A 23,088-nucleotide genomic window follows, 5' to 3' on the forward strand; every position below is an offset into this window, starting at 1 on the left:
CTTGCTGTCCGAATGCAAGGGGCATTCCAGGCGTCTCGGCGACCGAAGGCGCAAGGTCGACGGGATCGGCCCGGATCAGCACTTCACCGCGGCGAGCACCCCGTGACCGACCGGGAGTAACGCGGGGATCCAGTGCTCCGACTCGCGGACCGCTTTGATCGTCTCGCGGACCGTCACCGTCTCCGCGTCCCGCGCGGCCGGGTCACCGATCCGGCCGCTGGCCAGCACGCCGTTGAGCGCGAGCACACCGCCCGGACGCAACAGCCGCAGCGCGGCCTCCACACAGGCGTGGAAGCCGGTCGCCTCCGCGTCCACGAAGACCAGGTCGTACGCGCCATCGGCCAGCCGGGGCAGCACGTCGAGCGCACGACCGGTGATGATCCGGGTGCGGCCGGCAGCGAAGCCCGCCTCGGCGAAGATCCGCCGCGCGATCCGCTGATGCTCCACCTCCACGTCGATCGTGGTGAGCACACCGTCGGCACGCATGCCACGGAGCAACCAGACACCGCTCACCCCGGTGCCGGTGCCGATCTCCACCACCGCGCGGGCGTTGCCGGCGGCGGCCAACAGCCGCAGCGCCGCGCCCGCGCCGGGCGTGACCGCGTCGAGGCCCACCTCCAGGGCCAGGCTGCGGGCGGTGCGCAGGACGAGATCCTCGGTGACGTAAGACTCGGCGAACTGCTGAGCCTGGGCCGTCGAACTGCCGGTACCGGCGACAGTGGCGATGGGGCACCTCCGGGGGCGGTGCGTGGTGCGGGGGCGGGTTGGCACTGTGAGCGTAGAGGCGACCGCCGCGGGGCGCAGTCGGGCCTCCGGCTGAAGCGATCACCGGGTCAACCGCTGACCCCACCACGCGCATCCGTGCAATCCTGGAAGCGGTATCCCGTCAGTCGCGACCAAACGGCCCGTGGCCGGGCGACGCGACGCGGGATCCGGGGACGGACTGGGAGGCACCAACGTGACCGACGGCTGGGACTGGCGCCGGGGCGGTGAGACTCCGGCTCCGGCGCGACCGCCCGGGGCAGGGGGCCCACCGGTGGGACCGCCGACCACGCCGGGCGTCGGCAGTACGCCCGCTGCTGTGCCTCCGGCTGGCGGGTCGGTTGTGCCGCCGGGTGGTGCGCCGGTTGTGCCTCCGGCCGGCGGGTCGGCTGTGCCGCGGGGTGGTGCGCCCGCCGTGCCGCCGGGTGGTGCGTCGGCTGTGCCGTTGGCTGGCGGGTCGTCATACGGATACCCGCCGGTGGGGGGTGTGCCGGCCGTGGGGCCCTCGGCGGGCTGGCCCGTGCCGACCGCCGCCGCGACCGGCACGGCCGGTGCGTCGCCCTGGTGGTCGGACGCGCTCGCCGATCCCTGGCGGGACCCGGCGGCGCCGGCCGCCGTTGTGGTGCCGGGGGTGGTGGTGGCCGGCACCGAGCCCGAGCCGGTCTCCGATCCGGACGCACCGGGTCGGCCGCGGCTACGCCACCTGTTGCTCATTCCCGTGATCACCGCTTTGCTGGCCGGCGCCCTCGGCGGGGCGTTGGGCTACGCGTTCGCGGTACGCGGCGGGGTTGGTGGTGGGGTGGTCCTGGGTGGCACGCCAGCCGAGGCGCCAGCGCTGGCCCAGCGCAAGCCGGAGTCGCTGGCCGGTGTCGCCGAACGTGTCCTGCCCAGCGTGGTCACCGTGCGGATGAGCAGCCTCGGCGGGACCAGTGAGGGCTCCGGGTTCATCGCCACCGCCGACGGCCATGTGATCACCAACGATCACGTGGTGGCCGGTGGCACCGGTAAGGCGTCGGTGGTCTTCAACGACGGCAGCACCGCGCCGGCGACCATCGTCGGTCAGGATCCGGAGTCGGACATCGCGGTGATCAAGGTGAGTCGTACCGGGCTGCGGCCCGTGGAGTTCGGTGATTCCGACTCGTTGGCGGTCGGTGACCCGGTGCTCGCCATCGGCTCGCCGCTGTCGCTCGCCAACACGGTCACCGCCGGCATCGTGAGCGCCCTGGACCGGACGATGCAGGCCGGTGAGCCGGGTGGCCCGATGCGCTACTACGCGGCCATCCAGACCGACGCCGCGGTCAACCACGGAAACTCGGGCGGCCCGCTTGTCGACGGCGCCGGACGGGTGGTCGGGGTGAACTCGACAATCAAGTCACTTGTCGCCGAGGGCCAGGAAGCGGGCAACATCGGGCTCGCCTTCGCCATCCCGATCAACCAGGCCAAGCGGGTGACCCAGGACATCATCGGCACCGGCAAGGCCCGGCGTACGGTGATCGGCGCCCGAGCGGAAGGCCCGACCGGGGCCGCCGGGGGTGGTCTTCGGCTGGCGGAGGTGGAGCCGTCCGGCCCGGCGGACAGCGCCGGACTGAAGGTCGGCGACGTCATCCTCAAGATCAACGGACGGCCGATGACCGAGCCGACGGACCTGACCGCGTTGGTCCGCAAGTTCGCGCCCGGCTCGGTGGTGTCTGTCGAGTTTCGACGGGGCTCCGCCCGGCAGAACACCTCGGTAACCCTCGCCGCGGACGCCAAGTGAACAGCGGCTCACCCCTTGCCCCAAAGCCGGGCGGCGTGCGTAGTCTTGCTGCTGACGCCGAGAGGAGGCCCGCGGGATGCTCGACAACCTGAACTGGTGGGAGATCGGTGCGCTGCTGCTCCTGGCGCTGCTGATCTTCGGTGACAAGCTGCCCACGGTCATCAACGACGGCCTGCGGCTGGTGCGCAACCTGCGCAACATGGCCCGTAACGCCACCGGCGACCTGAGTCGTGAGCTGGGCACCGACATCCAGCTTGAGGACCTGCACCCGAAGGCGTTCATCCGCAAGCACCTCCTCAGCGAGGAGGACGAGGCGGCGATCCGCAAGCCGTTGCAGGGCGTCTACGACAACCTGCGTGCGGACGTCAGCAGTGTGCACGACGACCTGAAGGACGTGGCCAGTGCCGCGGACCTGCGGTCGAACGGCACCGGGTCCAGCACGGCCACCAGCAACGGCGCCCCGGCCCCGGCGCCCCGCGTCAGCTACGACGACGCCACCTGACCGCCAGCCATCCCCACCCGCGGGTGTTACCGAGATCGACTCGGTTTTCAGGAAGTCGGCCGGTCCAAGGGCGCCAGATGCCCCGATTTCCTGAAATCCGAGTTGATCAAGCCGCCCGGCGATCGGCCCGCGCCCGGCGATCGGCCCGCGCCCACCGGCCAGCCCGCCGCCCGGCGGCGGCCAGTCAGCGCCGGCGTGCGGCGGCGGGCAGGGGCGCTCGGCGGTCAGCGGCCGGCGGGCTTGAGGCCGAGCGGCTTGCCGAGCAGCGACTCGCGGCGTAGCGCGAGCCGGTCGGCGATCGTGCCGAGGGCCTGGGCGGCCGGGGAATCCGGCTCGGCCAGCACCACCGGGTTGCCGGCGTCGCCAGCCTCGCGGACCCGGGTGTCCAGCGGGATCTGACCGAGCAGCGGCACCTGGGCGCCGATGGTCCGGCTCAGCGACTCGGCGACGGCCGTGCCGCCGCCGGCACCGAAGATCTCCATCCGGGAGCCGTCCGGCAGCTCCAGCCAGGACATGTTCTCGATGACGCCGACCACCCGCTGGTGGGTCTGCAAGGCGATCGCACCGGCCCGCTCGGCCACCTCGGCGGCGGCGGTCTGCGGGGTGGTGACGATCAGGATCTCCGAGTTGGGCAGCAGTTGGGCCAGCGAGATGGCCACGTCACCCGTGCCCGGCGGCAGGTCGAGCAGAAGCACGTCCAGGTCGCCCCAGTAGACGTCGGCCAGGAACTGCTGCAACGCCCGGTGCAGCATCGGGCCGCGCCACACCACCGCGGCGTTGCCGGAGGTGAACATGCCGATGGAGATCACCTTCACGCCGTGCGACTGCGGCGGCATGATCATGTCCTCGACGCGGGTGGGCCGGGCCTCCGTGCCGAGCATCCGGGGCACCGAGTGGCCGTAGATGTCCGCGTCGACCACGCCGACGGAGAGCCCGCGGGCGGCGAGCGCCGCCGCCAGGTTGACAGTCACGCTGGACTTGCCGACACCGCCCTTGCCACTGGCCACCGCGTACACCCGGGTGCGCGAGCCCGGCTGGGCGAACGGGATCACCGGCTCCGCGGTGGCGCCGCCGCCGCGCAGCTGCGACTGCAACGACTGCCGCTGCTCGGGGGTCATCACACCGAAGTCGATCTCCACACCGGTGACGCCGGGCACGGCGGCGACCGCGGTGGTGATGTCCGTACGCAGCTTGTCCTTGAGCGGGCAGCCGGCGACGGTGAGCAGCAGCTCGACGCGGACGACGCCGTTGGCAGCGATCGTGGCGGAGCGGACCATGCCCAGCTCGGTGATGGGCCGGCGGATCTCCGGGTCGTTGACGGTGGCCAGCGCGGCCTGGATCGCGTCCTCGACGGTGCTCACGGGTGCTGACATGCCCGCAATGCTACGTCGCGGGGCATCCGTTGCCGCCGCTGCCCGGTGCGGTGTGAGCCAATCGATGACCCACCGATCAGCTGTCCGACCGGCGCGGCCCGGTGCCGTCCGGCCGGGCGTCCCGGACGAAGTCGCCGTCCAGGTCGTCGCGTGGCTCGTCCAGGCCGACACCGTCGGTCGGTCGTTGGCTGCGCTTCTCCTGCCGGCTGTCCTTCTCCTGTTGGCGGCGTTCCAGCCGCTGCCGGCGCTGCCCCATCTCGTCCAGTTCCTCGGCCAGGCGGGCCAGCTCGGAGCGGAGGAAGTCGCGGGTGGCCACCTCACCCAGCGCGATCCGCAGTGCCGCGATCTCCCGGGCCAGGTACTCGGTGTCCGCCTTCTGCGCGGTGGCTCGCCGTCGGTCCTCCTCCAGGGCCACCCGGTCCCGGTCCGCCTGCCGGTTCTGTGCCAGCAGGATCAGCGGGGCCGCGTAACTGGCCTGCAACGACAACACCAGGGTCAAGAACGTGAAGGTGTACGGGTCGAAGCGCAGGTTCGCCGGGGCCACTGTGTTCCAGACGAACCAGATCGTGATCACCACAGTCATGACGACGATGAAGTTCGCGGTGCCCATGCCCCGGGCGATGCCCTCCGACCACCTGCCGAACGCCTCCGCGTCGAACCGGGGCAGCTTGATGCCCCGGGGCTCACGCGGCTGGTCGAGCCGTTCGTTACGCCGCTGCTCAGCCATCCGCGCCGTCCAGCGCCGCGTCGGTGGTGCCCGGGGCGGTCAGGGCGTCGCGGTCCCGCCAGTCCCGGGGTAGGGAGTGGTCCAGCACGTCGTCCACCGTCACGGCGCCGACCAGCCGGTTGCTCCGGTCGATCACCGGCATGGCGACGAGGTCGTAGGTGGCCATCCGACGGGTGATCTCCGGCAGTGGGGTGGTCGGGCGCAGGGGGTCGATGTCGTTGACCACCACCTTGCCCAGCAGGTCGGCGGGAGGCTCGCGCAGCAGCGCCTGGAAGTGCACCATGCCCAGGTAGCGGCCGGTCGGCGTGTTCTGTGGTGCCCGGGTCACGAAGACCTGCGCGGCGACGGCGGGGGACAGCTGTGGCTCCCGGATCCGGGCCAGCGCCTCGGCGACTGTGGCGTCCGGCGGCAGGATGACCGGCTCCGAGGTCATCACACTGCCCGCCGTTCCGGGGGTGTACTTCAGGAGCTGCCGCACCGGGTCGGCCTCGTCCGGCTCCATCAGGTCCAGCAGCACGTCCTGCTCCGGTGGGGGCAGCTCGTTGAGCAGGTCGGCGGCGTCGTCCGGGTCCATCTCCTCCAGCACGTCCGCGGCCCGTTCCCGGTCCAGTGCCGCGAGGATCTCCACCTGGTCGTGCTCCGGCAACTCGCTGAGCACGTCGGCCAACCGCTCGTCGTCCAACGCCGCCGCGACCTCGTTGCGCCGTGCGTCGGGCAGATCCTGAAGCGCGTTGGCCAGGTCGGCCGGTCGCATGTCCTCCAGGACGGCGAGCAGATTCGCCGTACCCCGGTTGTCGGCGATGCCGCTGAGGCCGCGCACCCGGTCCCACTCGACCTGGTGCAGGTGGCCGCGGCGACTGAGCCGACCGGTCTGCTCGCGCACCGCGACACGGGTCAGTGACCACTCGCCGCCCCGGCTGCACTCCATCGCGACGTCCACGACCGTGCCGGGCTGGCCACCCGGGTCGAGCTGCACCCGCCGGTCGAGCAGTTCCTGGAGGACCAGCAGCTCGTTCCCGCGCTTCTCGAACCGGCGCAGGTTCAGGGTGCCGGAGCCGAGGACGACGGCGTCCGCGTCGATGGAGGTGATCCGGTTGATGGACAGGAAGATCCGACGACGCATCGGCATCTCGGCCACGAGGCCGACCACCTCCGGCGGTCGTTTGGTCGCCCGTAGTCGTGCCACGGCGTCGCGAACCCGGCCCACCTGGTCGCCGTTCGGGTCGAAGACGGCGACTCCGGCGAGACGGGCGATGTAGACCCGGGTCGGCGTGCTCACGGGCACCAGCCTAAGCGCCTAGTGTTTATCAACATGTCGACCTTGGCCTACGAGATCGTGGACGTCTTCACCGACCGCCCCTTCGCCGGCAACCCGCTGGCCGTGGTGTTCGGCGCGGAAGGGCTGGCCACCGAGCAGATGCAGGCGCTCGCGCTGGAGTTCAACCTCTCCGAAACGGTGTTCGTGCTGCCGCCGACCCAGGTCGGAGCCACCTACCGGGCCAGGATCTTCACCCCGGCGGAGGAGTTGCCGTTCGCCGGGCACCCCAGCGTCGGTGCGGCGGTCACCGCGAGCCGGCGGGGCATCTTCGCTGTGGGGCGGGTCACTCAGGAGTGTGCGGCCGGGGTGCTGCCGATCGAGGTGACCCCGACCGGGGCGACGTTGACCGGTGGCGCCCCGACTCTCGGGCCGGAGTTGGACCCGGAGCCGTTGTTGGAGATCGCCGGGTTGACCGCTGACGACCACGTCGGGCCTGCCCCACGCGTCGCCGGCTGCGGGCTGGAGTTCCCGTACCTGCCGGTTCGGCCGGAGTCGGTGGCCCGCGCCCGGGTGCAGCCCGAGGCGGCGCAGCGGTACGGGGTGTCGCAGCTCAGCGTCTTCTCCTGGGACGCCGCCGCGCACACCGCGCACACCCGGGTGTTCGTGCCGGGGATGGGCGTCCCGGAGGATCCGGCTACCGGCTCGGCGGCGCTCGGCCTCGGTGTGTGGCTGGTGGCGACCGGGCTGCTGCCCGGCGAGGGGCTGTCGGAGTACGCGGTCCGCCAGGGTGCGGAGATGAACCGCCCGTCCGCGCTGACCTGCACGGTCACCGCGGCGAACGGGGCGGCGGTCGGGGCGACGGTCGCCGGCCAGGTGATGCCGGTGGCCCGGGGCGAGATCAGCGTTCCACCTTTCGTGGGTTGAGCGGAGGCACCGATGCGGGAGGATGCGGGTGTGACGGACGAGGACGCCCCCGGCGGCACGCCGCTTGTCGACGAGGCGATGAAGAAGGCCGCAGTGGCCTGGGTCAGCGTGTCCGGCGGGCCGGCGCTCGCGCTCTGGTGCGCCCCGCTCGAGGGCGCGCTGCTGGTGGTCTCCGGGCCGGGCGAGCAGGCCGCGCCGGGCCTCGCCGACGCGACCGAGGCGCAGGTCACCCTGCGCGGTGACCACGGCGGTCGGATCGTCACCTGGCCGGCCCGGGTGAGCCGGGTGCGGCCGGGCACCGAGGCGTGGGACACCGCCGCTCCCCTGGTGGCGGCGAAGCGCCTCAACGCGCCGGGCCCGACCGCCGACCTGGTGGCCCGGTGGGCCGCGGACGGGTGCGCGGTGAACCGACTCAGCCCGGCCGGCACACCGTTGGCCGGCGCGGACCTGCCGGCCGACGCACAGGCCGAGCCACCCCGGGCCACCCCGGCGGTCCGGGCCACCCGCAAACCGTTCCGCCTGCACCGGGTCCGCCGCCGCTGACCGCGCACCCGCCCGCGCCGCCGCCGCCGCTTGAGCCTGGCCCGCGCCGGGCTGCGGGTTGAGCCCGCCCGCCTCGGGCCGTCGGTTGAGCCCGCCCGCGCCGGACCGCGGGTTGAGCTGGCCCGCGGAGCGCCGCCTGTGGCGGAATCAGCCGGCCCGCCCGCCGACGCCCACCGCCTTGACGTAGCCGTCGACGAGGGTGAGCACCTCACCCAGTGTGCCGAGCGTGGGCCCCCGCCAGTCCAGGTCGGCGTTGAACACCAGGTGTGTGGCCAGATCCGGCGCGGCAAGTCGGACGGCGGTCATCCCGGCCCGCTCGGCGCCGGTCAGCTCCTGGCTGCCGCCGTCACCGACGTACAGGCAGTCGGCGGGCGTGAGCCCGAGCCGTTGGCAGGCGGTCAGGTACAGCACCGGATCCGGCTTGCACCGTCCTACCTGCACCGAGAAGACCCGCACGTCGAGCAGTGGGGCCACCGCGAGCTGTGGCAGGAAGGCCGGCAACTCGTGCGTACAGTCACTGATCACACCTGTGTGCAGGCCGCGCTGGCGCAGGGCCGCCAGGACGGGCACCGCGTCGGCCCGCAGCCAGGTGTCCGCGCGGACCGCCCGGTGCCGCGACGCCACCGCCGCCCGCACCGCGGTGTCACTCGGGCGTACGCCCGCCTGGGCGCACACCCAGCGCAGGGTCGCCTCCGCGTCGCCCAGCCGGCCGGTGGCCCGCTCGTAGTAGGTGCGGTCCAGCACCTCGGTCAGGGTGTCGGTGGGGCACCCGAGCAGCTCGGCGGTGCCGACGTGCGCGACACCACGCCGCACCGAACGGGTCAGGGTGCCGAAGAAGTCGAACAACACCGCCTGGTAGCTGGGCATGGGGGAACGCCTCCGGGCGGTAGATGGTCGCCGGCGGGACCCGCATGATCGTAACGGAGTGCTGACCCTCCGTGCTGACCGTCATACGTGTGAGGATTACGTCCCGTGTCCCCACCTCCCCACCGCCCGTCCCCGGATCTGCTGACCACCGGCGCGGTCGGCCTGGCCGTGGTCGCCGTGTCGTCGTCCGCGCCGCTCATCGCGTACGCGGCCGCCCCCGCGCTGGCCATCGCGTTCTGGCGCAACCTGCTCGCGGTGGCCGTCTTGAGCCCCTTCGCCCTGGCCCGGCGCCGCGCCGAGTTCCGTGGGCTGACCCGAGGCATCCGGCGGCGGGAGGGCCTGTTCTGCGTCCTGTCCGGGGTCGCGTTGGCCGGCCACTTCGCCACCTGGGTGCCCAGTGCCCAGCTCACCTCCGTCGCCACGTCCACCGCCCTGGTCGCCACGCAGCCGGTCTGGCAGGGGCTGATCGCCCGCGCCCAGAGGCGTCGACTGCCCCGGGTGGTGTGGATCGGCATCGCGGTGGCGGTCGGCGGCGCGGCGACAGCCACCGGGACCGACGTGGGTGTCTCCGGCAGGGCCGTCCTCGGCGACGTGTTGGCGCTGACCGGCGGCCTGTTCGCGGCCGTCTACACCGCCTTCGGGGAACGGGCACGCGCCAGCATCAGCACCACCACCTACACCACCATCTGTTACGGGATCTGCGCACTGATCCTGCTGGTGGTGTGCCTGGTCGGCGGCGCACGGCTGACCGGGTTCGACGGGCACACCTGGCTGGCCATCCTGGCCCTGGTGGCCGGCGCCCAACTGCTCGGGCACTCGATGTTCAACTACGCCCTGCGGAAGATCTCGGCGACCACGGTGAGCGTGCTGATCCTGCTGGAGGCACCCGGTGCGGCCCTGCTCGGCTGGGCCTGGCTGGGTCAGCTGCCCCGCCCGTACGCGCTGGTCGGGATGGCGCTGCTGCTGGTCGGGGTGGCGGTGGTGGTACTCGGCGGTGGTCGGGCCGCTCGCCGGGCCGCACCGACCGCGCTGCCCGCCGATCCGACCCCGTTGCGCGACTGAGCGCACGGCCCAGCCGGATCGCGGCGGGCGCTCAGACCTCGTCGTTGCGGCGGGCGCTCAGACTTCGTCCACCTCGATGACCCGGGTCGTCGGAGCGGCTTCGCCGAGGGCGCCACGCAGCGCGGCCCGCTCCGGGTCGGCGAGGAACGACTCGTAGCCGGCCCGAGCCGCGAAGCGGATCACGTGCGCCTCGGTCCGCCCGTCGGTGCCGCGCAGCCGGCGTTCCAGGTGGCCGCCGTGCCGCCCGAGCAGGGCCAACACGGCGTCCTCGTAACGCTGTCCGGCAGCCTCGGCCCCGACCGGAAACTCGACGAGCGCGACAAGAGTCAGCATGCCGGCGGCCCTAGGCGTCGAGGCCGACGGCCTTGGCGCTGGCCGCCCAGAGCCGGGCGGCGAGCTGCGGATCGGCGGCCTTGCCGTACGGCCGACGCAGCCGCCGGTCGATGTAGTAGCCCCCGTCGACGAGTCGGGAGCGGTCCTGGTCGGCCAGCCACACCAGGGTCTCGGCGGCCTTCTCCGGGCTGCGGAACGGCATGACCCGCATGCCGAACGCGACAAGTTTGCTGTCGTTGCCGAACCGGCTGCGCACCACTCCGGGGTGGAAGCTGTACGCGGCAGTGTCCGGCCAGCGCCGCGCCGCCTCGGCGGTGAACAGGATGTTCGCCTGCTTGCTGGAGCCGTACGCGCCCATCGAGCGGTAACGGCGCAGCGGGGCGTTCAGGTCGTCCGGGTCGAGCGCGCCGAAGCGGTGCGCGCCGGAGGCGGTCACCACGATCCGGCCCACCCGGTCGGCGAGCAGGTTCGTCAGCAGGAACGGGGCCAGGTGGTTGGCCTGGATCGACATCTCGAAGCCGTCGACGGTGCGCAGTGGTTGCAGCGCGATCGCACCGGCGTTGTTGGCGAGCACGTCGATCCGGTCGTACGCGGCCCGGAGCTGCTCGGCCAGTCGGCGTACGTCGTCGAGGACGGCGAAGTCGGCCCGGAACAGCTCGGGGCGTGCACCGGAATTCTCCCGTACCCGAACGGCCGCGGCCTGGAGGCGGGCCGGGTCCCGCCCGACCAGCACCACCCGGTCGCCCCGGCACGCCAGGTGCACGGCGGCGGCCAGACCGATGCCGGAGCTGGCCCCGGTCACCACCACCAGTCGACGCCCAGTGAGATCTTCCACAGGTCCATTCACCCCGGTCATGGCGCGAGGTTACCGTGACGTCACAACGCCCTTTGGGATCGTTAAGTTTCCCGCGGAGTCAGGTGGCGTCGGCATGCCCGCCGGCCGCTGGAAGGAGCGCATCCATGGCCGCAGTCGGTCGTCCCCGCCGGTCGTGCCTCGCCGTGCCGGGTTCCAGCGTCAAGATGCTCGGCAAGGCCCAGGGGCTCCCGGCCGACCAGGTCTTCCTGGACCTGGAGGATGCCGTCGCCCCACTGGCCAAGCCGGACGCGCGCAAGAACATCGTGGCCGCGCTCAACGAGGGTGACTGGGCCGGCAAGACCCGGGTCGTGCGGGTCAACGACCTGACCACCCCGTGGACCTACCGGGACGTCATCGAGGTCGTCGAGGGCGCCGGCGCGAACCTGGACTGCCTCATGCTGCCGAAGGTGCAGAACGCCGAGCAGGTGCACTGGCTGGCTCTGCTGCTCACCCAGATCGAGAAGACGCTCGGCCTGGAGGTCGGCCGGATCGGCATCGAGGCGCAGATCGAGAACGCGGCAGGTCTGGTCAACGTGGACGCCATCGCCGCCGCCTCGCCGCGGCTGGAGACCATCATCTTCGGGCCGGCCGACTTCATGGCGTCGATCAACATGAGGTCGTTGGTGGTCGGCGCGTTGATCCCGGACTACCCGGGCGACCCGTACCACTACATCCTGATGCGGATCCTGATGGCCGCCCGGATGCACGCCCTTCAGGCCATCGACGGCCCCTTCCTGCAAATCCGGGACGTCGACGGTTTCCGTGCGGTCGCCAAGCGCTCGGCGGCGCTGGGCTTCGACGGCAAGTGGGTGCTGCACCCGGGTCAGATCGACGCCGCCAACGAGGTCTACCAGCCGGCGCAGGCCGACTACGACCACGCCGAGTTGATCCTCGACGCGTACGAGCACTACACCTCGGAGGCCGGCGGCAAGCTCGGCGCGGTGATGCTCGGCGACGAGATGATCGACGAGGCCTCCCGCAAGATGGCGCTCGTCGTCGCCGCGAAGGGCCGGGCCGCCGGGATGAGCCGTACCTCGTCGTTCACCCCACCGGCCGAGTGACCGGTCGGGCCGGGACGACCGCCGCCGGCTGTCGACCTGGCCCGAAACCCGGCGGTACGCCGACCCGCCCGGCGGGTCAGTAGCTGCTGTCGTTGCTCGCGCCAGTGGTGACCGCGAGGATGATCGCGCCGACGTAGAAGAGGATCAGCAGCCCGAGCAGCCCGGTGAGGATCCAGCCGACGATGATGGCGGCCTTCGCCATCCCCGCACCGCCCTCGCCGCTGAGCCGGATCTGTTTCTGCGCCACGTGCCCGAGGATCGCGCCGACCGGCGCGGTGATGCAGGACGCGATGCCGACAAGCGCGAGGACCAGCGCGGCGATCGCCATCCCGTTGGTCTTCTGTGCGGCCGGGTAGCCGTAGCCGGGGTACTGCGGGGGATAACCGGGCGGGCCGTAGGCGGGCGGGGCGTAACCCTTCATCGGCTCACCGAACGCCGGCTGGCCCCCGGCGTACGGGTCGACGGGCGCGTACGGGTCGGCCGGGCCGGGCTGGGTGGGCACCGAGTGACCGGCCACGAGGGTCGGATCCGGTGTGGGGCTCGACGGCTGAGCCGACCACGTGGGATCGGACCAGTTGCCGGGTGGCGGGGGATTGGTCATGCGAACTCTCTTCGTCAGGTCGGGATGCGCTGTCAGGGTAGCCAGCACACCCCAAACCCGACGCCCCCACTACCGGGTGCCGCGTTGCTCGGGCCGGTCCTAACGGGCAGGATCCTGGCATGGCATTCGACGCGCGCGCCGCGGACCGTTCCGGCAGCCGACCCAGACGGGACGTCAGCCGCCCGGGCGGGGCCCGACGTGCCCGCGCGGCCACGCCGGTGGGCAGCCCCGGCCCGGATGAGCCGGTCGCGCTCACCGACCCGGTGACCATGCGGCTCGACGGGCGGGTCGCCCTGGTGACGGGGGCGGGCAGCCCGGACGGCATCGGGTACGCCACCGCCCGGCGTCTCGCCGACCTGGGCGCGCGGGTGGCCATCGTCTCCACCACCCGGCGCATCCACGAGCGGGCCGGCGAGTTGGGCGTTACCGGTTTCGTCGCGGATCTGACCGACGAGTCCGAGGTCGGCGCGCTGGCCGACGCGGTCGCCGAGCAGTTGGGCGACGTCGAGGTGCTCGTCAACAACGCCGGCCTGGCCAGCCGAGCCAGCCAGGGGGTGCTGCGGCCGGTCGCGCAGTTGACCTACGACGAGTGGCGCGGCGAGATCGACCGCAACCTGTCCACCGCCTTCCTGTGCAGTCGGGCGTTCATCGGTGGCATGGCCGAGCGGGGCTGGGGTCGCATCGTCAACCTGGCGGCCACGGCCGGCCCGGTCAACGCCCTGCCCACCGAGGCCGCGTACGCGGCGGCGAAGGCCGGGGTGGTCGGGCTGACCCGGGCACTGGCCATGGAGATGATCGCGGACGGGGTGACGGTCAACGCGGTGGCCCCCGGCACCATCTACACCGCCGCGTCCACGATGGCCGAGATCAAGCAGGGGCTGGGCACGCCGGTGGGCCGACCGGGCACTCCGGACGAGGTCGCCGCCGCGATCAGCTTCCTCTGCTCGCCGGCCGCCTCGTACATCACCGGTCAGATGCTCGTGGTGGACGGCGGCAACAGTGTCCGCGAGGCCCGTTTCCGCTGACCGGCGCGGGGTCGCACCGGCCCGTTCGTCAGTAGCCGCCGCCGTCGCCGGTGTTGCCCAGCGCCACCAGGGCCAGCCAACCGCAGCAGGCCAGCAGGGTGAGCCCGGTGAACACGTACCCGAGGATCAGCCCCCAGGTGGCGAGCTGGTCGCCCTCCTCGCCGCTGGTGCGGATCTGCCGCTTCGCGACGTGACCGAGGACGGCGCCGGCCGGCGGGAAGACGAAGGCGAAGACCAGCGACAGGATCGCCAGCACGTTGGTGCCCCGGCCGGGGCCGGACGGGGGCGGGCCGTACTGGGCGTAGGGGCCCTGCGGAGGGTATGGCGGCTGCTGACTCCAGTGCGCCGACTGCTGCGGACCCTGCGGCGCGTACGGTGACTGGCCGCCCGACGGTGGCGCGTACGGTGACTGGTCCCGGGGTGGCTCGTAGGGTGACGGCGGTTGATCGTCTGCCGGCGGTCCCGACGGCGGGGGGTAGCTCACAGCTGTACTCCTCCTGCCGGTGCCGGAAAAGTCCCTCTTGCCGGACGCTACCCGCAGCGGTGAACCTTTTCACAGCGGTTGTGGGGACTGGTCACCTTGGCCCGGTCGGCGCGGAGACAGATACTGACCCGGCGTCCAGTTACCCACGAGTAGTGCGCGGATCCCCGGAGGCTGAGATGGCCCGACTCGCCCAGACGCCCGGTCTGACCGACGTGCAACAGTCGATCCTGGAGACCGTTCGGGAGTTCGCCGACAAGGAGATCATCCCGCACGCGCAACGGCTGGAGCACGCCGACGAATACCCCACCGACATCCTCGACGGGATGCGCGAGATGGGGCTGTTCGGCCTCACCATCGACGAGGAGTACGGCGGGCTCGGCGAGTCTCTGCTCACCTACGCGCTGGTGGTGGAGCAACTGTCCCGGGGCTGGATGTCGATCTCCGGCATCGTCAACACGCACTTCATCGTGGCGTACCTGATCTCCCAGCACGGCTCCGCCGAGCAGAAGACCCGCCTCCTGCCGCGGATGGCCACCGGCGAGGTGCGCGGCGCGTTCTCCATGTCCGAGCCCGAGACCGGCTCCGACGTCTCGGCGATCACGTCTCGCGCCGTACGGGAGGGCGACAACTACGTGCTCAACGGCCAGAAGATGTGGCTGACCAACGGGGCGTACTCCTCGGTGGTGGCCACCCTGGTCAAGACCGACACCGGCGCCGAGTCCGTCTACGGCAACATGAGCACCTTCCTGCTGGAGAAGGAGCCGGGCTTCGGCGAGACCGCACCCGGCCTGACCATCCCCGGCAAGATCGAGAAGATGGGCTACAAGGGCGTCGAGACCACCGAGATGATCCTCGACGGCGTGACGGTGCCCGACTCGGCCATCCTCGGTGGGGCCGACAAGGTGGGCCGAGGCTTCTACCAGATGATGGACGGCATCGAGGTGGGCCGGGTCAACGTGGCCGCCCGTGCCTGCGGCATCTCCATCCGCGCCTTCGAGCTGGCCGTCAGCTACGCCCAGCAGCGCAAGACCTTCGGCCAACCGCTCGCCAAGCACCAGGCGATCGCCTTCAAGCTCGCCGAGATGGGCACGAAGATCGAGGCCGCGCACGCCCTCATGGTCAACGCCGCCCGCCTCAAGGACGCCGGCCAGCGCAACGACGTCGAGGCCGGGATGGCCAAGCTGCTCGCCTCCGAATACTGCGCCGAGGTCGTCCAGGAGGCGTTCCGCATCCACGGCGGCTACGGCTACTCCAAGGAGTACGAGATCGAGCGGCTGATGCGGGAGGCCCCGTTCCTACTCATCGGCGAGGGCACCTCGGAGATCCAGAAGACAATCATCTCCCGAGGCCTGCTCAAGGAGTACAAGCTCTGATCCGCGCCTGCTGATCGGTCGCCCGTGCCGTCGTCCTCCGGTCGGTCTGGCCGCGCCGTCGGTCAGGAGCGTGATGACTGTGAGGCATCAAGATGACTCAGGGGCATCACGCTCCTGACCGAGGCTGTCCGCGCAGACGGACCACTCGTCTCCGGTGCTCGCCGGCACCGCCGTGTCCCTGCCGCCGACCACCGGGGCCCGGCGGGGCGGGTTCGGGTTAGGTGAGGCGGGTCAGGTTGGCGGCGGCTCGTTCGACTATCAGACACCGGTCCTCGACATAGTCCATGCCGGCCTCTTCGGCGATTCGCCGTGCCTCGGCCGAGACGATGCCCAGTTGTAGCCAGACCGCCGGGGCGCCGATCGCCGCCGCGTCCCGGACCACCTGCACGGCGTCGGCCGCCGGCCGGAACACGTCCACCAGGTCGACCGGGTGCGGGATGTCGGCCAGCGACCTGTACGCCCGTTCCCCGAACAGTTCGTCGACGGTCGGGTTGACCGGGATGATGCGCCAGCCGTACCGCTGCATCTGCAACGGCACGCCGTGCGCGGCCTTGCCGGGGTCGCGGGACGCGCCCACGACGGCGATCACGGCGGCTTCGGCGAGGATCTGCTGAGCGGTACGCACCCGCCGACTGTAGCGCCGTCCGCCCGACGGAGGCAGACGCAGAACCGCCGACGAGCAGCCGGACCGTCAGTTGGTCGGCCCGCCGGGAAGGGTCGGGGCGGCGCCAGTGGTGCTCGTCGAGTCGCCCTTGGTCCTGCCCTCGAACTTCGTGTAACCGGCGGGCGGCGTCAGGTCGAAGTGGCTCAGGTTCTCGGCCGTGCGGGGCAGCCACTCGAAGGTGCTGACCTCTGCCCTGTCGGTCACCGTTCCGCTCTTGTCGGCGACCGTCTTGTACGGCAGGAACGAGGTCTCGTCCACCCAGAGCTCGGCGCTGTAGGTCGCCGTTCCCGGCTTCAACCGCAGGTGCACGGTGTTGTGCCCATCCACCTTCTCCTGGCCCACGATCTCCAGGCTCCCCTTGGCGAGCCAGTCCCTGATGCTCGCCGGGTCGTTCGGAACGAAGACCGTGCCTGTCGCGTCCTTCGCAGAACCGACGAACTCGAAGTACGTCCGCTCGGGGTGGCTGATCTGGGTGCCGCGCTGTTTCCCGTCGGCGACGATCGTCACCAGGGAGGAGTCCGGGCTGCCGTCGCCCCGGTAGATGTCGACCCGGGAGCGTCCGGTCTGCTTGTCCGTCCAGTAGTCGATCCGGCCGCCCGGGTAGGCGTCGCGGACCTTCACGACGTAGTCGTCCGCGTCGCCAAGCGCGGCCTGGGTCTGTGCGCTGACGTAGGTGATGTCGCGCAACTGCCACTGGCGAGACGTGTCCGTCGAGCTGGCCGAGGCTCCGCCCGCTTGACCGGTGCCGCCGTCGGCCGTGCTCAGCGCGACACCGCCGACGGCGAGACCCGCGAGAGCGAAAGCGGTCGCGGTCGCAATCGCCGGCCGGCGCAGAAACCAGCGCTTCGGGGCCGGGCGCTGGTACACCGACCCGTTGAGGATCGCGTGCCGCATCCGGTCGGTGGCGTCCGCCGGAGCGCCGGTCAGGTTCTCGCGGAAGCCGACAAGCAGGTCGACGCCCGAATTGTCGGAATCAGAATTGATGTTCATGCGGTTCCCTCGTTCGCAGACGTGGACGGTGCGTAGTGCGCGGGCATCGCGAGGCGCAGGCGTGCCTTGGCCCGATGGAGGCGGGACCGGACGGTGCCCGGTGCCAGGCCGAGCGCGGCGGCCAGCTCCGGATAGTCCAGGCCGGCCCAGACATGCAGCAGGAGCAGATCGCGTTGGTCGTGCGGCATCGCGGCGAGCGCGCCGGCCAGTGCCTGCGTGGCGGCCTTGGCGTCGAGCCGTTCGTTGGCCCGGTCGGCGAAGTTGTGCTGACCGGAACCGCCGAGCGGGTCCGAACCCGACTTCTCCAGTGCCCGCAGCCACCGCACCTCGGCACGGTGGTAGTTGCGCAGCAGGTTGGTCAGGATGCCGAACAGCCACGGGCGCGCGTTGGCCACCGACGTGTCGTACCTGTCGCGTCGCGAGAACGCCACCAGGAACGTCTCGGCGACCAGATCCTCGGCGAGCTGTCGCCCGACCCGCCGGGCGCTGAAGTCGTACAGCCAACCGCCGTACCGCTCGTACAGCTCCCCGAACAGTTCAGGCGCCCCCGTTACCAACAGTGCGTCGGAGCGCTCGGTCACAGTCATGTCCCGATGGCCCCCTGGTTCGACGGTGTGTTCATACCTGGTTCTTGTCCGGCGCCGACGCCAGGTTCCCGTCATCTCCGGCCCGAGGCCCACGCGAGCGCTACGTGTCGCACCGACCACTTCCCGTTGACCGCCCACGTGCCGCGGTGCGCGAAGCAGGTGCGACCGATCAGCGTTCGGGCAGGTAGAGGCGTCCCTGCCCGGCACGTCAGGCTAGAGCAGGGTCAGCTGCTCGGCGGTCGGCGCAGGGGGCGGCTCGGGCAGTTGGCGGTTGTCGCCCACCTCGGCGCGGTGCAGGCCGTGCCGGCGGGACGCAATCCGCACCCGCGCGGTCAACTCCCGCTGGTACGACTGCGGCGCGTACGCACCGGCCCGGTAGAGCTCGCGGTAGCGGGGCACGAGGTGCGGGTGCTCGCTGGCGAGCCAGTGCGCGTACCACTCCCGGGCGCCGGGACGCAGGTGCAGGGGCAGGGCGGTCACGCTTGTCGCACCGGCGGCGGCGATCGCCGAGACGGTGGCGTCGATCGACTCGTCGCTGTCGCTGAGGCCGGGCAGGATCGGGGCCATCAGCACGCCGACGGAGAAGCCGGCGTCGGTGAGCGCCCGGACCGCGTCCAGTCGGCGGTGCGGGTGCGGCGTGCCCGGCTCGACGGTGCGCCAGAGCTGCTCGTCGACGAACCCCACCGAGAAGGAGATGCCCACCGTGGTCACCTCGGCGGCCTGCCGCAGCAAGGGCAGGTCGCGCAGGATCAGCGTTCCCTTGGTGAGGATCGAGAACGGGTTGGCGAAGTCCCGCAGGGCACTGATGATCTGCGGCATCAGCCGGTAGCGGCCCTCGGCGCGCTGGTAGCAGTCGACGTTGGTGCCCATCGCCACGTGCGCGCCCCGCCACTTTGGCGCGGCCAACTCGCGCCGGACCAACTCACCGGCGTTGACCTTGACGATCACCTTCCGGTCGAAGTCCGCACCGGCATCGAGATCGAGATAGGTGTGAGTATTCCTCGCGAAACAGTAGCGGCATGCATGAGAGCAGCCCCGGTACGGGTTGATCGTCCACTCGAACGGGACGCGGGACTGGCCGGGCACCCGGTTGAGGAGGGATTTGGCCTGCACCTCGTAGAAGGTCATCCCGGCGAACTCGGGGGTGTCGAAGGTGCGCACGATGGCGCCGGGCAGCGCCAGCGGCAGGGGTGGCGTCGCTGGCGCTGCCCGCTCGGGATCTCCCTCAGCCGGGGGAGCGGTGAGGTTGTCCCAGCGCATGACCACTATTCGAACACGCGTACGAGTGGAGTGCAAGTGACCCGCCGTACACCGGTGGTGGTTCTGGTGGTCGGGGAGGGGAGGATGGACACCATGGAGACGTCGACCTTCGTCTACGACGGGGACTGCGCGTTCTGCACGCAGTGCGCCGAGTTCATCGCTCGCCGGATCCCCACTGGCGCGCGGGTGGTGCCCTGGCAGTTCTCCGACCTGGACGCGCTCGGCCTCACCGTGGCCGAGTGCGAGGAGGCCGTGCAGTGGGTCGGTGCGGACGGCGCGCGTGCCGCCGGCCCGGATGCCATCGCCAAACTGCTCGCCGACAGTGGCCCGCTCTGGCGGATCGCCGGTGCGGGCCTGCGGTTCCCGCCGGTGCGCGCGGCGGCCTGGCCGGTGTACCGCTGGGTGGCGCGCAACCGGCACCGCCTGCCGGGCGGTACGGCGGCCTGCTCACTGCCGCAGGAGGCGCGGGACCGGCTCTACGGCCCGGCCGGCCGCCCGACCACCGGAGCCTGATCGCCAAGCGCTGCCACGTCCGCACCAGCCCGCACCGGAGCCGGATCGCCAAGCGGCGCCGGGGCCGGGGTTTCCGCCGCGGCGGGGTCGCGGCCGAGGAGTCGGCGGGTCCACACCACCGGGCGCACCCGTTCCAGCGGCAGGAAGCTGGTCATCGCGGCCAGGTGCGGCGCGAACGAGATCGTGATGGTCGCGATGGTGACCACGTGGAACGAGTAGAAGAAGCCGACCATGGCGAGTCGCCAGCGGGCCGGCAACAGGAAGACCGCCGGGCTGAGTAGTTCGAACGCCACGATGCCGAACTGGGCGACGATCAGCAGGTGCGGCACCTGGGCGATCAGGTCGGCCAGGTCGGTGCCGCGCCGGATGATCGCGCGGGCCAGCACCGAGCCGGTCAGCCAGTCCAGGCCGCCGAAGCGCAGCTTGGCGAAGGCGGCAAGGAAGTACGTGCAGATCACCGCGATCTGGGTGACGCGCAGCGCCCAGCCGCCGGCCTCGGTACGGGTGGTGTCGCCGTGCCGGGCTCTACCGGCGGTGGGCAGGACGGCCAGTGCGACGAGCAGCCCGAATCGGTCGTGGTCGACCTTCCCGTAGCTCATCGCGATGATCATCCATTGCAGGTACAGCGCGCAGACCGCCCAGCCGAGCAGTCGGGGCGCACGGCCTGTCGCGGCGAGCACCGCGAGCAGCAGCAGCGACCAGAAGATCACCGCCACCAGCGCCGGGGTCGGCGTCGGGAGCGGGAGCAGCCGGCCGACAAGCAGTGGTTGGTACAGCTCGCCGGGCACGCTGACGCGGGTGCGGACCCAGGGCGTGAAGATCACCAGGTCGGCGGCGACGAAGAGGTAGATCACGGTGCGGAACGCGGCGATGCGACCGCGCGGCACCGCCTCGGTCAGCCAGCGGCTCATCGCGGGGCCTGCCAACGGACCACTGTCTCGTCGGTGTGCTGGCCGGTCGGCCGGCCGGCACGGATGCCCTGCCAGCGGATGACGATGCGGACCTCGACCAGCGCGGCGGCATCCGGGTGGCGTTCGGCGTACGCGTCGGCGACCTCGGCGAGCAGCGCCGGGTCGGCGGCGTACCGGCTCTGCTGCCCCTCGATCTCGGCCCGGCGGATGCCGGTCGCGGCCTGGTCGAGGTCGACCACGGCGCCCGTGCTGTTCACCCCCTCGACGCGGGTGTCCGGGGCTGGTGCGTTCGGCGGGTTGGAGGTGGAGTACATCCGGAACGGGCCGAACGGGAAGTCGTCGTCGCTGCCCCAGAAGGTGCCGACCAGCAGCAGGACGAGAGCGAGTGCGGTCGCGCCCAGCCGGGTCACGCGCCCGCGGGTGGTCAGGGTCTCCATCAGGTCGTGACGATACGGGATGTACCGGCCGCGTCGGGTCCCTCCGACGGTCAGTTCGGCCTGCCCAGGCAGGTGATCACGAGGGGGTACGACAAAGGCCGGGCCCCCGTGGGGCCCGGCCTTCGGATGCCGTCGTGGCGACGACTCAGTGATTGTGCTCGGCCAGCTGCTTACGGACGTCGTCCATGTCCAGGGCCTCGACCTGCTCGATCAGGTTTTCCAGAGCGGACTCCGGAAGGGCGCCCGGCTGGGCGAAGACGATCACGCCGTCGCGGATCGCCATGATCGTCGGGATCGACCGGATGTCGAACTTGGCGCCCAGCTCCTGCTGAGCCTCGGTGTCGACCTTGCCGAAGACGATGTTCTGGTGCTTCTCCGAGGAGCGCTCATAGACCGGGGCGAACCGCTTGCACGGACCACACCAGTCGGCCCAGAAGTCGACCAGGACGATGCCGTCGTTGCCGGTCACCTCATCGAAGTTCGCCGAGGTCAGCTCAACGGTTGCCATTGCACTCTCCGATCACCGCGGTTTGTCTACGTCCCGTAGAACCAGGGCTGACCGTATCGAATTCCCGGGCGGTCGGGCCCGAAACGTGCCCGGCCTGCCGGGGGACGTTGGGTGTCATCGACCGACGTCTGTTCATCTCGATCTGCGGAACGCAAATGCATGTCGCACTTGCGTGACCTGCGGTGATGGGAGCGTTTCCAGGGAGATCCACCCCGCCGAGCACTACGAATCGGTAACTTGGCACCTGACAAGGAGGTATCCGGCCTGCGGAGATCGCCGATCAACCTCCGGATCGTCACCGAGAGTAGTGTTACAAAAAGATAAATGTGACCTCGATCTCTGTCGGACCTACGCTTCCGTAGGGCAGAATTCTCCGCATCAGAGCGTGGGCGGCGGGTGCCGGGGAGGGCCCCGCCGCTCATTGCGTCTCCCCCCTGGTGAGTGACCGGTGTGACATTTCCGCCGGCACCGCTCCCTGCGGGTTTCCTTAACCTTCGGTAAGGCATGCTGTGCCGAACTCCATCGCCGCCCGTCGAAGGGACCAGGATGCAGTTCGGCCGCTACTACGAGGAGTTCGAGGTCGGCGCGGTCTACCGGCACTGGCCGGGCAAGACCGTGACCGAGTACGACGACCACCTCTTCTGCCTGCTCACCATGAACCATCACCCGCTGCACATGGACGCGCACTACGCGGCGACGGCCAGCCAGTTCAAGCGCAACGTCGTGGTCGGCAACTACATCTACTCGCTGCTGCTCGGCATGTCGGTGCCCGACGTGAGCGGGAAGGCGATCGCCAACCTCGAGGTCGAGTCGCTGCGGCACGTCGCGCCGACCTTCCACGGCGACACGATCTACGGCGAGACCACAGTGTTGGACAAGCGTGCGTCCGACTCGAAACCCGACCGCGGCGTGGTGTCGGTGGAGACCCGGGGCTACAACCAGGACGGCACGATGGTCTGCGTCTTCCGGCGCAGGGTCATGGTCCCCACACGGGAGTACGCGGCCAGCGCCGTCCCCGACGGGGTGGATCCGGAGCGGCCCAGCTTCCCCGAGCCACGCTGACCGGGGCGGCCGACGCAACGTCCAGGTGACCAGTCGCGACGGCGGGTTCTGTGGGGAAGGGGCGCTGTCCGGGTCGCGGGGGACATATGCTGGCGCCGGAGGTTCCGATGAGCCACTCCGTCGCCGGAGAGCCGCCCTCTGCCGGCCGCCGAGCCGCACCCCTGACCACCGCTGTCTACTCAGCCACCGAGTGGGATCTGCTCATCAGCCTGCCCGGTCGGGTGCTCGTGGCCGTGGCGGCCTCCGGCCCCGATCGCACGGACCGGGGCGTCCTGGCGGGTCTGGCCGGCCTGGACGCAGTGGCCGCGGGCCGCGTCTTCGACAGCGATCTGGTCCGCGCGGTGGTCGCCGCGATCTACTCCCGTCCCGACGGCCCCCCACCGCCCGCCGAACGGCTCACCGACCCGATGGACCTGCTGGCCGCCTGTCGGGCCGCGAACCGGGTCCTCAGGCGGCACGCCGACCCGGCGGACTCGGCCGCGTACCGCCAGTGGGTGCAGTCGGTCGCGGCCCGGGTCTGCCGGGCGGTGCCCGGCCCCGGCGAGCGCCGGGAGGACCAACCCACCACCCCGGCGGACCGACGCTTCCTGGCCCACCTCGGTGCGGCGCTCGGGTTGGGCTGATCCGGCGGGCCGTCGCGCCGCGCGCC

The 23,088-nt window shown here is 71.5% G+C and carries 27 protein-coding genes; 11 read left to right on the top strand and 16 right to left on the bottom strand.

Features of this window, described 5'->3' with window-relative positions:
* Positions 1–75 precede the first annotated feature (75 nt).
* Entirely contained in the window at positions 76–726 is a 651-nt protein-coding gene (locus tag AB0A95_RS21945) for an O-methyltransferase (RefSeq protein WP_357075974.1), read from the bottom strand.
* A 532-nt stretch (positions 727–1,258) separates the two neighbouring features.
* Here AB0A95_RS21945 and AB0A95_RS21950 point away from each other — a divergent pair.
* Together AB0A95_RS21950 and AB0A95_RS21955 are read left to right on the top strand one after the other, a co-directional pair.
* Positions 1,259–2,518: a trypsin-like peptidase domain-containing protein gene (locus AB0A95_RS21950; protein WP_357557612.1), complete on the top strand. Its 1,260-nt coding sequence runs from the start codon at positions 1,259–1,261 to the stop codon at positions 2,516–2,518.
* 76 nt (positions 2,519–2,594) lie between these two features.
* On the top strand, positions 2,595–3,020 hold the full coding sequence (locus AB0A95_RS21955) for a preprotein translocase subunit TatB (protein ID WP_357557613.1): 426 nt from the start codon (positions 2,595–2,597) through the stop codon (positions 3,018–3,020).
* Positions 3,021–3,244: 224 nt separating this feature from the next.
* Here the strand turns inward: AB0A95_RS21955 and AB0A95_RS21960 are convergent, their stop codons facing one another.
* The 3 genes from AB0A95_RS21960 to AB0A95_RS21970 form a co-directional block, all read right to left on the bottom strand.
* Positions 3,245–4,393, bottom strand: coding sequence for an Mrp/NBP35 family ATP-binding protein (locus AB0A95_RS21960; RefSeq protein WP_357557614.1), 1,149 nt, complete (start codon positions 4,391–4,393; stop codon positions 3,245–3,247).
* Positions 4,394–4,469: 76 nt separating this feature from the next.
* On the bottom strand, positions 4,470–5,120 hold the full coding sequence (locus AB0A95_RS21965; protein WP_357557615.1) for a DUF1003 domain-containing protein: 651 nt from the start codon (positions 5,118–5,120) through the stop codon (positions 4,470–4,472).
* Complete coding sequence (locus AB0A95_RS21970; RefSeq protein ID WP_357557616.1) at positions 5,113–6,399, bottom strand: CBS domain-containing protein; 1,287 nt, start codon at positions 6,397–6,399, stop codon at positions 5,113–5,115. Before AB0A95_RS21970 ends, AB0A95_RS21965 begins: the two co-directional genes overlap by 8 nt.
* Before the next feature lie 33 nt (positions 6,400–6,432).
* Here AB0A95_RS21970 and AB0A95_RS21975 point away from each other — a divergent pair, with 33 nt between their 5' ends.
* The gene (locus tag AB0A95_RS21975; protein WP_357557617.1) at positions 6,433–7,302 is read left to right on the top strand and encodes a PhzF family phenazine biosynthesis protein; all 870 of its coding nucleotides are present in this window, start codon (positions 6,433–6,435) and stop codon (positions 7,300–7,302) included.
* 12 nt (positions 7,303–7,314) lie between these two features.
* Positions 7,315–7,845 (top strand): hypothetical protein, encoded by a 531-nt coding sequence (locus tag AB0A95_RS21980; RefSeq protein ID WP_357557618.1) that lies wholly within the window; start codon positions 7,315–7,317, stop codon positions 7,843–7,845.
* A gap of 147 nt (positions 7,846–7,992) precedes the next feature.
* Here AB0A95_RS21980 and AB0A95_RS21985 read toward each other — a convergent pair whose 3' ends face one another.
* The gene (locus AB0A95_RS21985; RefSeq protein WP_357557619.1) at positions 7,993–8,712 is read right to left on the bottom strand and encodes an HAD family hydrolase; all 720 of its coding nucleotides are present in this window, start codon (positions 8,710–8,712) and stop codon (positions 7,993–7,995) included.
* A gap of 105 nt (positions 8,713–8,817) precedes the next feature.
* Here AB0A95_RS21985 and AB0A95_RS21990 point away from each other — a divergent pair, with 105 nt between their 5' ends.
* Positions 8,818–9,774: a DMT family transporter gene (locus AB0A95_RS21990; protein ID WP_357557620.1), complete on the top strand. Its 957-nt coding sequence runs from the start codon at positions 8,818–8,820 to the stop codon at positions 9,772–9,774.
* 57 nt (positions 9,775–9,831) lie between these two features.
* On the opposite strand, the gene AB0A95_RS21995 is transcribed toward AB0A95_RS21990, so the two are convergent.
* The gene (locus AB0A95_RS21995; protein WP_357557621.1) at positions 9,832–10,107 is read right to left on the bottom strand and encodes a hypothetical protein; all 276 of its coding nucleotides are present in this window, start codon (positions 10,105–10,107) and stop codon (positions 9,832–9,834) included.
* A 10-nt stretch (positions 10,108–10,117) separates the two neighbouring features.
* Positions 10,118–10,942, bottom strand: a complete 825-nt coding sequence (locus AB0A95_RS22000; RefSeq protein ID WP_357557670.1) for an SDR family NAD(P)-dependent oxidoreductase — start codon at positions 10,940–10,942, stop codon at positions 10,118–10,120.
* A 125-nt stretch (positions 10,943–11,067) separates the two neighbouring features.
* Between AB0A95_RS22000 and AB0A95_RS22005 the strand changes: the two genes are divergently transcribed.
* Positions 11,068–12,024: a CoA ester lyase gene (locus AB0A95_RS22005; protein ID WP_357557622.1), complete on the top strand. Its 957-nt coding sequence runs from the start codon at positions 11,068–11,070 to the stop codon at positions 12,022–12,024.
* Positions 12,025–12,100: 76 nt separating this feature from the next.
* Here the strand turns inward: AB0A95_RS22005 and AB0A95_RS22010 are convergent, their stop codons facing one another.
* Positions 12,101–12,625, bottom strand: coding sequence for a DUF4190 domain-containing protein (locus AB0A95_RS22010; RefSeq protein WP_357557623.1), 525 nt, complete (start codon positions 12,623–12,625; stop codon positions 12,101–12,103).
* Between the two features lie 119 nt (positions 12,626–12,744).
* On the opposite strand from AB0A95_RS22010, the gene AB0A95_RS22015 reads away from it, so the two are divergent.
* Positions 12,745–13,650: an SDR family NAD(P)-dependent oxidoreductase gene (locus tag AB0A95_RS22015; RefSeq protein ID WP_357557624.1), complete on the top strand. Its 906-nt coding sequence runs from the start codon at positions 12,745–12,747 to the stop codon at positions 13,648–13,650.
* 28 nt (positions 13,651–13,678) lie between these two features.
* On the opposite strand, the gene AB0A95_RS22020 is transcribed toward AB0A95_RS22015, so the two are convergent.
* Positions 13,679–14,134 carry a DUF4190 domain-containing protein gene (locus AB0A95_RS22020; RefSeq protein ID WP_357557625.1) on the bottom strand — a complete coding sequence of 152 codons (456 nt, stop codon included), beginning with the start codon at positions 14,132–14,134 and terminating at the stop codon, positions 13,679–13,681.
* Between the two features lie 176 nt (positions 14,135–14,310).
* On the opposite strand from AB0A95_RS22020, the gene AB0A95_RS22025 reads away from it, so the two are divergent.
* The gene (locus tag AB0A95_RS22025) at positions 14,311–15,507 is read left to right on the top strand and encodes an acyl-CoA dehydrogenase family protein (protein WP_357557671.1); all 1,197 of its coding nucleotides are present in this window, start codon (positions 14,311–14,313) and stop codon (positions 15,505–15,507) included.
* Positions 15,508–15,724: 217 nt separating this feature from the next.
* Here AB0A95_RS22025 and AB0A95_RS22030 read toward each other — a convergent pair whose 3' ends face one another.
* From AB0A95_RS22030 to AB0A95_RS22045, 4 genes are all read right to left on the bottom strand, one after another.
* Positions 15,725–16,132, bottom strand: coding sequence for a CoA-binding protein (locus AB0A95_RS22030; protein WP_357557626.1), 408 nt, complete (start codon positions 16,130–16,132; stop codon positions 15,725–15,727).
* 66 nt (positions 16,133–16,198) lie between these two features.
* A complete protein-coding gene (locus tag AB0A95_RS22035) occupies positions 16,199–17,161 on the bottom strand; it encodes a hypothetical protein (RefSeq protein ID WP_357557627.1) in 963 nt (320 codons plus the stop codon).
* On the bottom strand, positions 17,158–17,748 hold the full coding sequence (locus AB0A95_RS22040; RefSeq protein WP_357557628.1) for a sigma-70 family RNA polymerase sigma factor: 591 nt from the start codon (positions 17,746–17,748) through the stop codon (positions 17,158–17,160). The genes AB0A95_RS22035 and AB0A95_RS22040 overlap by 4 nt, the downstream gene beginning before the upstream one ends.
* A 213-nt stretch (positions 17,749–17,961) precedes the next feature.
* Positions 17,962–19,008 carry an Rv2578c family radical SAM protein gene (locus tag AB0A95_RS22045; protein WP_357557629.1) on the bottom strand — a complete coding sequence of 349 codons (1,047 nt, stop codon included), beginning with the start codon at positions 19,006–19,008 and terminating at the stop codon, positions 17,962–17,964.
* Between the two features lie 93 nt (positions 19,009–19,101).
* Between AB0A95_RS22045 and AB0A95_RS22050 the strand changes: the two genes are divergently transcribed.
* The gene (locus tag AB0A95_RS22050) at positions 19,102–19,521 is read left to right on the top strand and encodes a DUF393 domain-containing protein (RefSeq protein ID WP_357557672.1); all 420 of its coding nucleotides are present in this window, start codon (positions 19,102–19,104) and stop codon (positions 19,519–19,521) included.
* Here the strand turns inward: AB0A95_RS22050 and AB0A95_RS22055 are convergent.
* The 3 genes from AB0A95_RS22055 to trxA form a co-directional block, all read right to left on the bottom strand.
* Positions 19,485–20,432, bottom strand: a complete 948-nt coding sequence (locus AB0A95_RS22055) for an HTTM domain-containing protein (protein WP_357557630.1) — start codon at positions 20,430–20,432, stop codon at positions 19,485–19,487. The genes AB0A95_RS22050 and AB0A95_RS22055 overlap by 37 nt on opposite strands.
* Positions 20,429–20,869 carry a hypothetical protein gene (locus AB0A95_RS22060; protein WP_357557631.1) on the bottom strand — a complete coding sequence of 147 codons (441 nt, stop codon included), beginning with the start codon at positions 20,867–20,869 and terminating at the stop codon, positions 20,429–20,431. The genes AB0A95_RS22055 and AB0A95_RS22060 overlap by 4 nt, the downstream gene beginning before the upstream one ends.
* A 145-nt stretch (positions 20,870–21,014) precedes the next feature.
* Positions 21,015–21,377, bottom strand: a complete 363-nt coding sequence (trxA, locus tag AB0A95_RS22065; protein WP_030329190.1) for a thioredoxin — start codon at positions 21,375–21,377, stop codon at positions 21,015–21,017.
* Positions 21,378–21,923: 546 nt separating this feature from the next.
* Here trxA and AB0A95_RS22070 point away from each other — a divergent pair.
* The gene (locus AB0A95_RS22070; RefSeq protein ID WP_357557632.1) at positions 21,924–22,439 is read left to right on the top strand and encodes a MaoC family dehydratase; all 516 of its coding nucleotides are present in this window, start codon (positions 21,924–21,926) and stop codon (positions 22,437–22,439) included.
* Between the two features lie 86 nt (positions 22,440–22,525).
* The gene (locus AB0A95_RS22075) at positions 22,526–23,062 is read left to right on the top strand and encodes a hypothetical protein (RefSeq protein ID WP_357557633.1); all 537 of its coding nucleotides are present in this window, start codon (positions 22,526–22,528) and stop codon (positions 23,060–23,062) included.
* Positions 23,063–23,088 lie beyond the last annotated feature (26 nt).

This window comes from Micromonospora sp. NPDC049230 (assembly GCF_040647875.1).
GTDB lineage: Bacteria > Actinomycetota > Actinomycetes > Mycobacteriales > Micromonosporaceae > Micromonospora.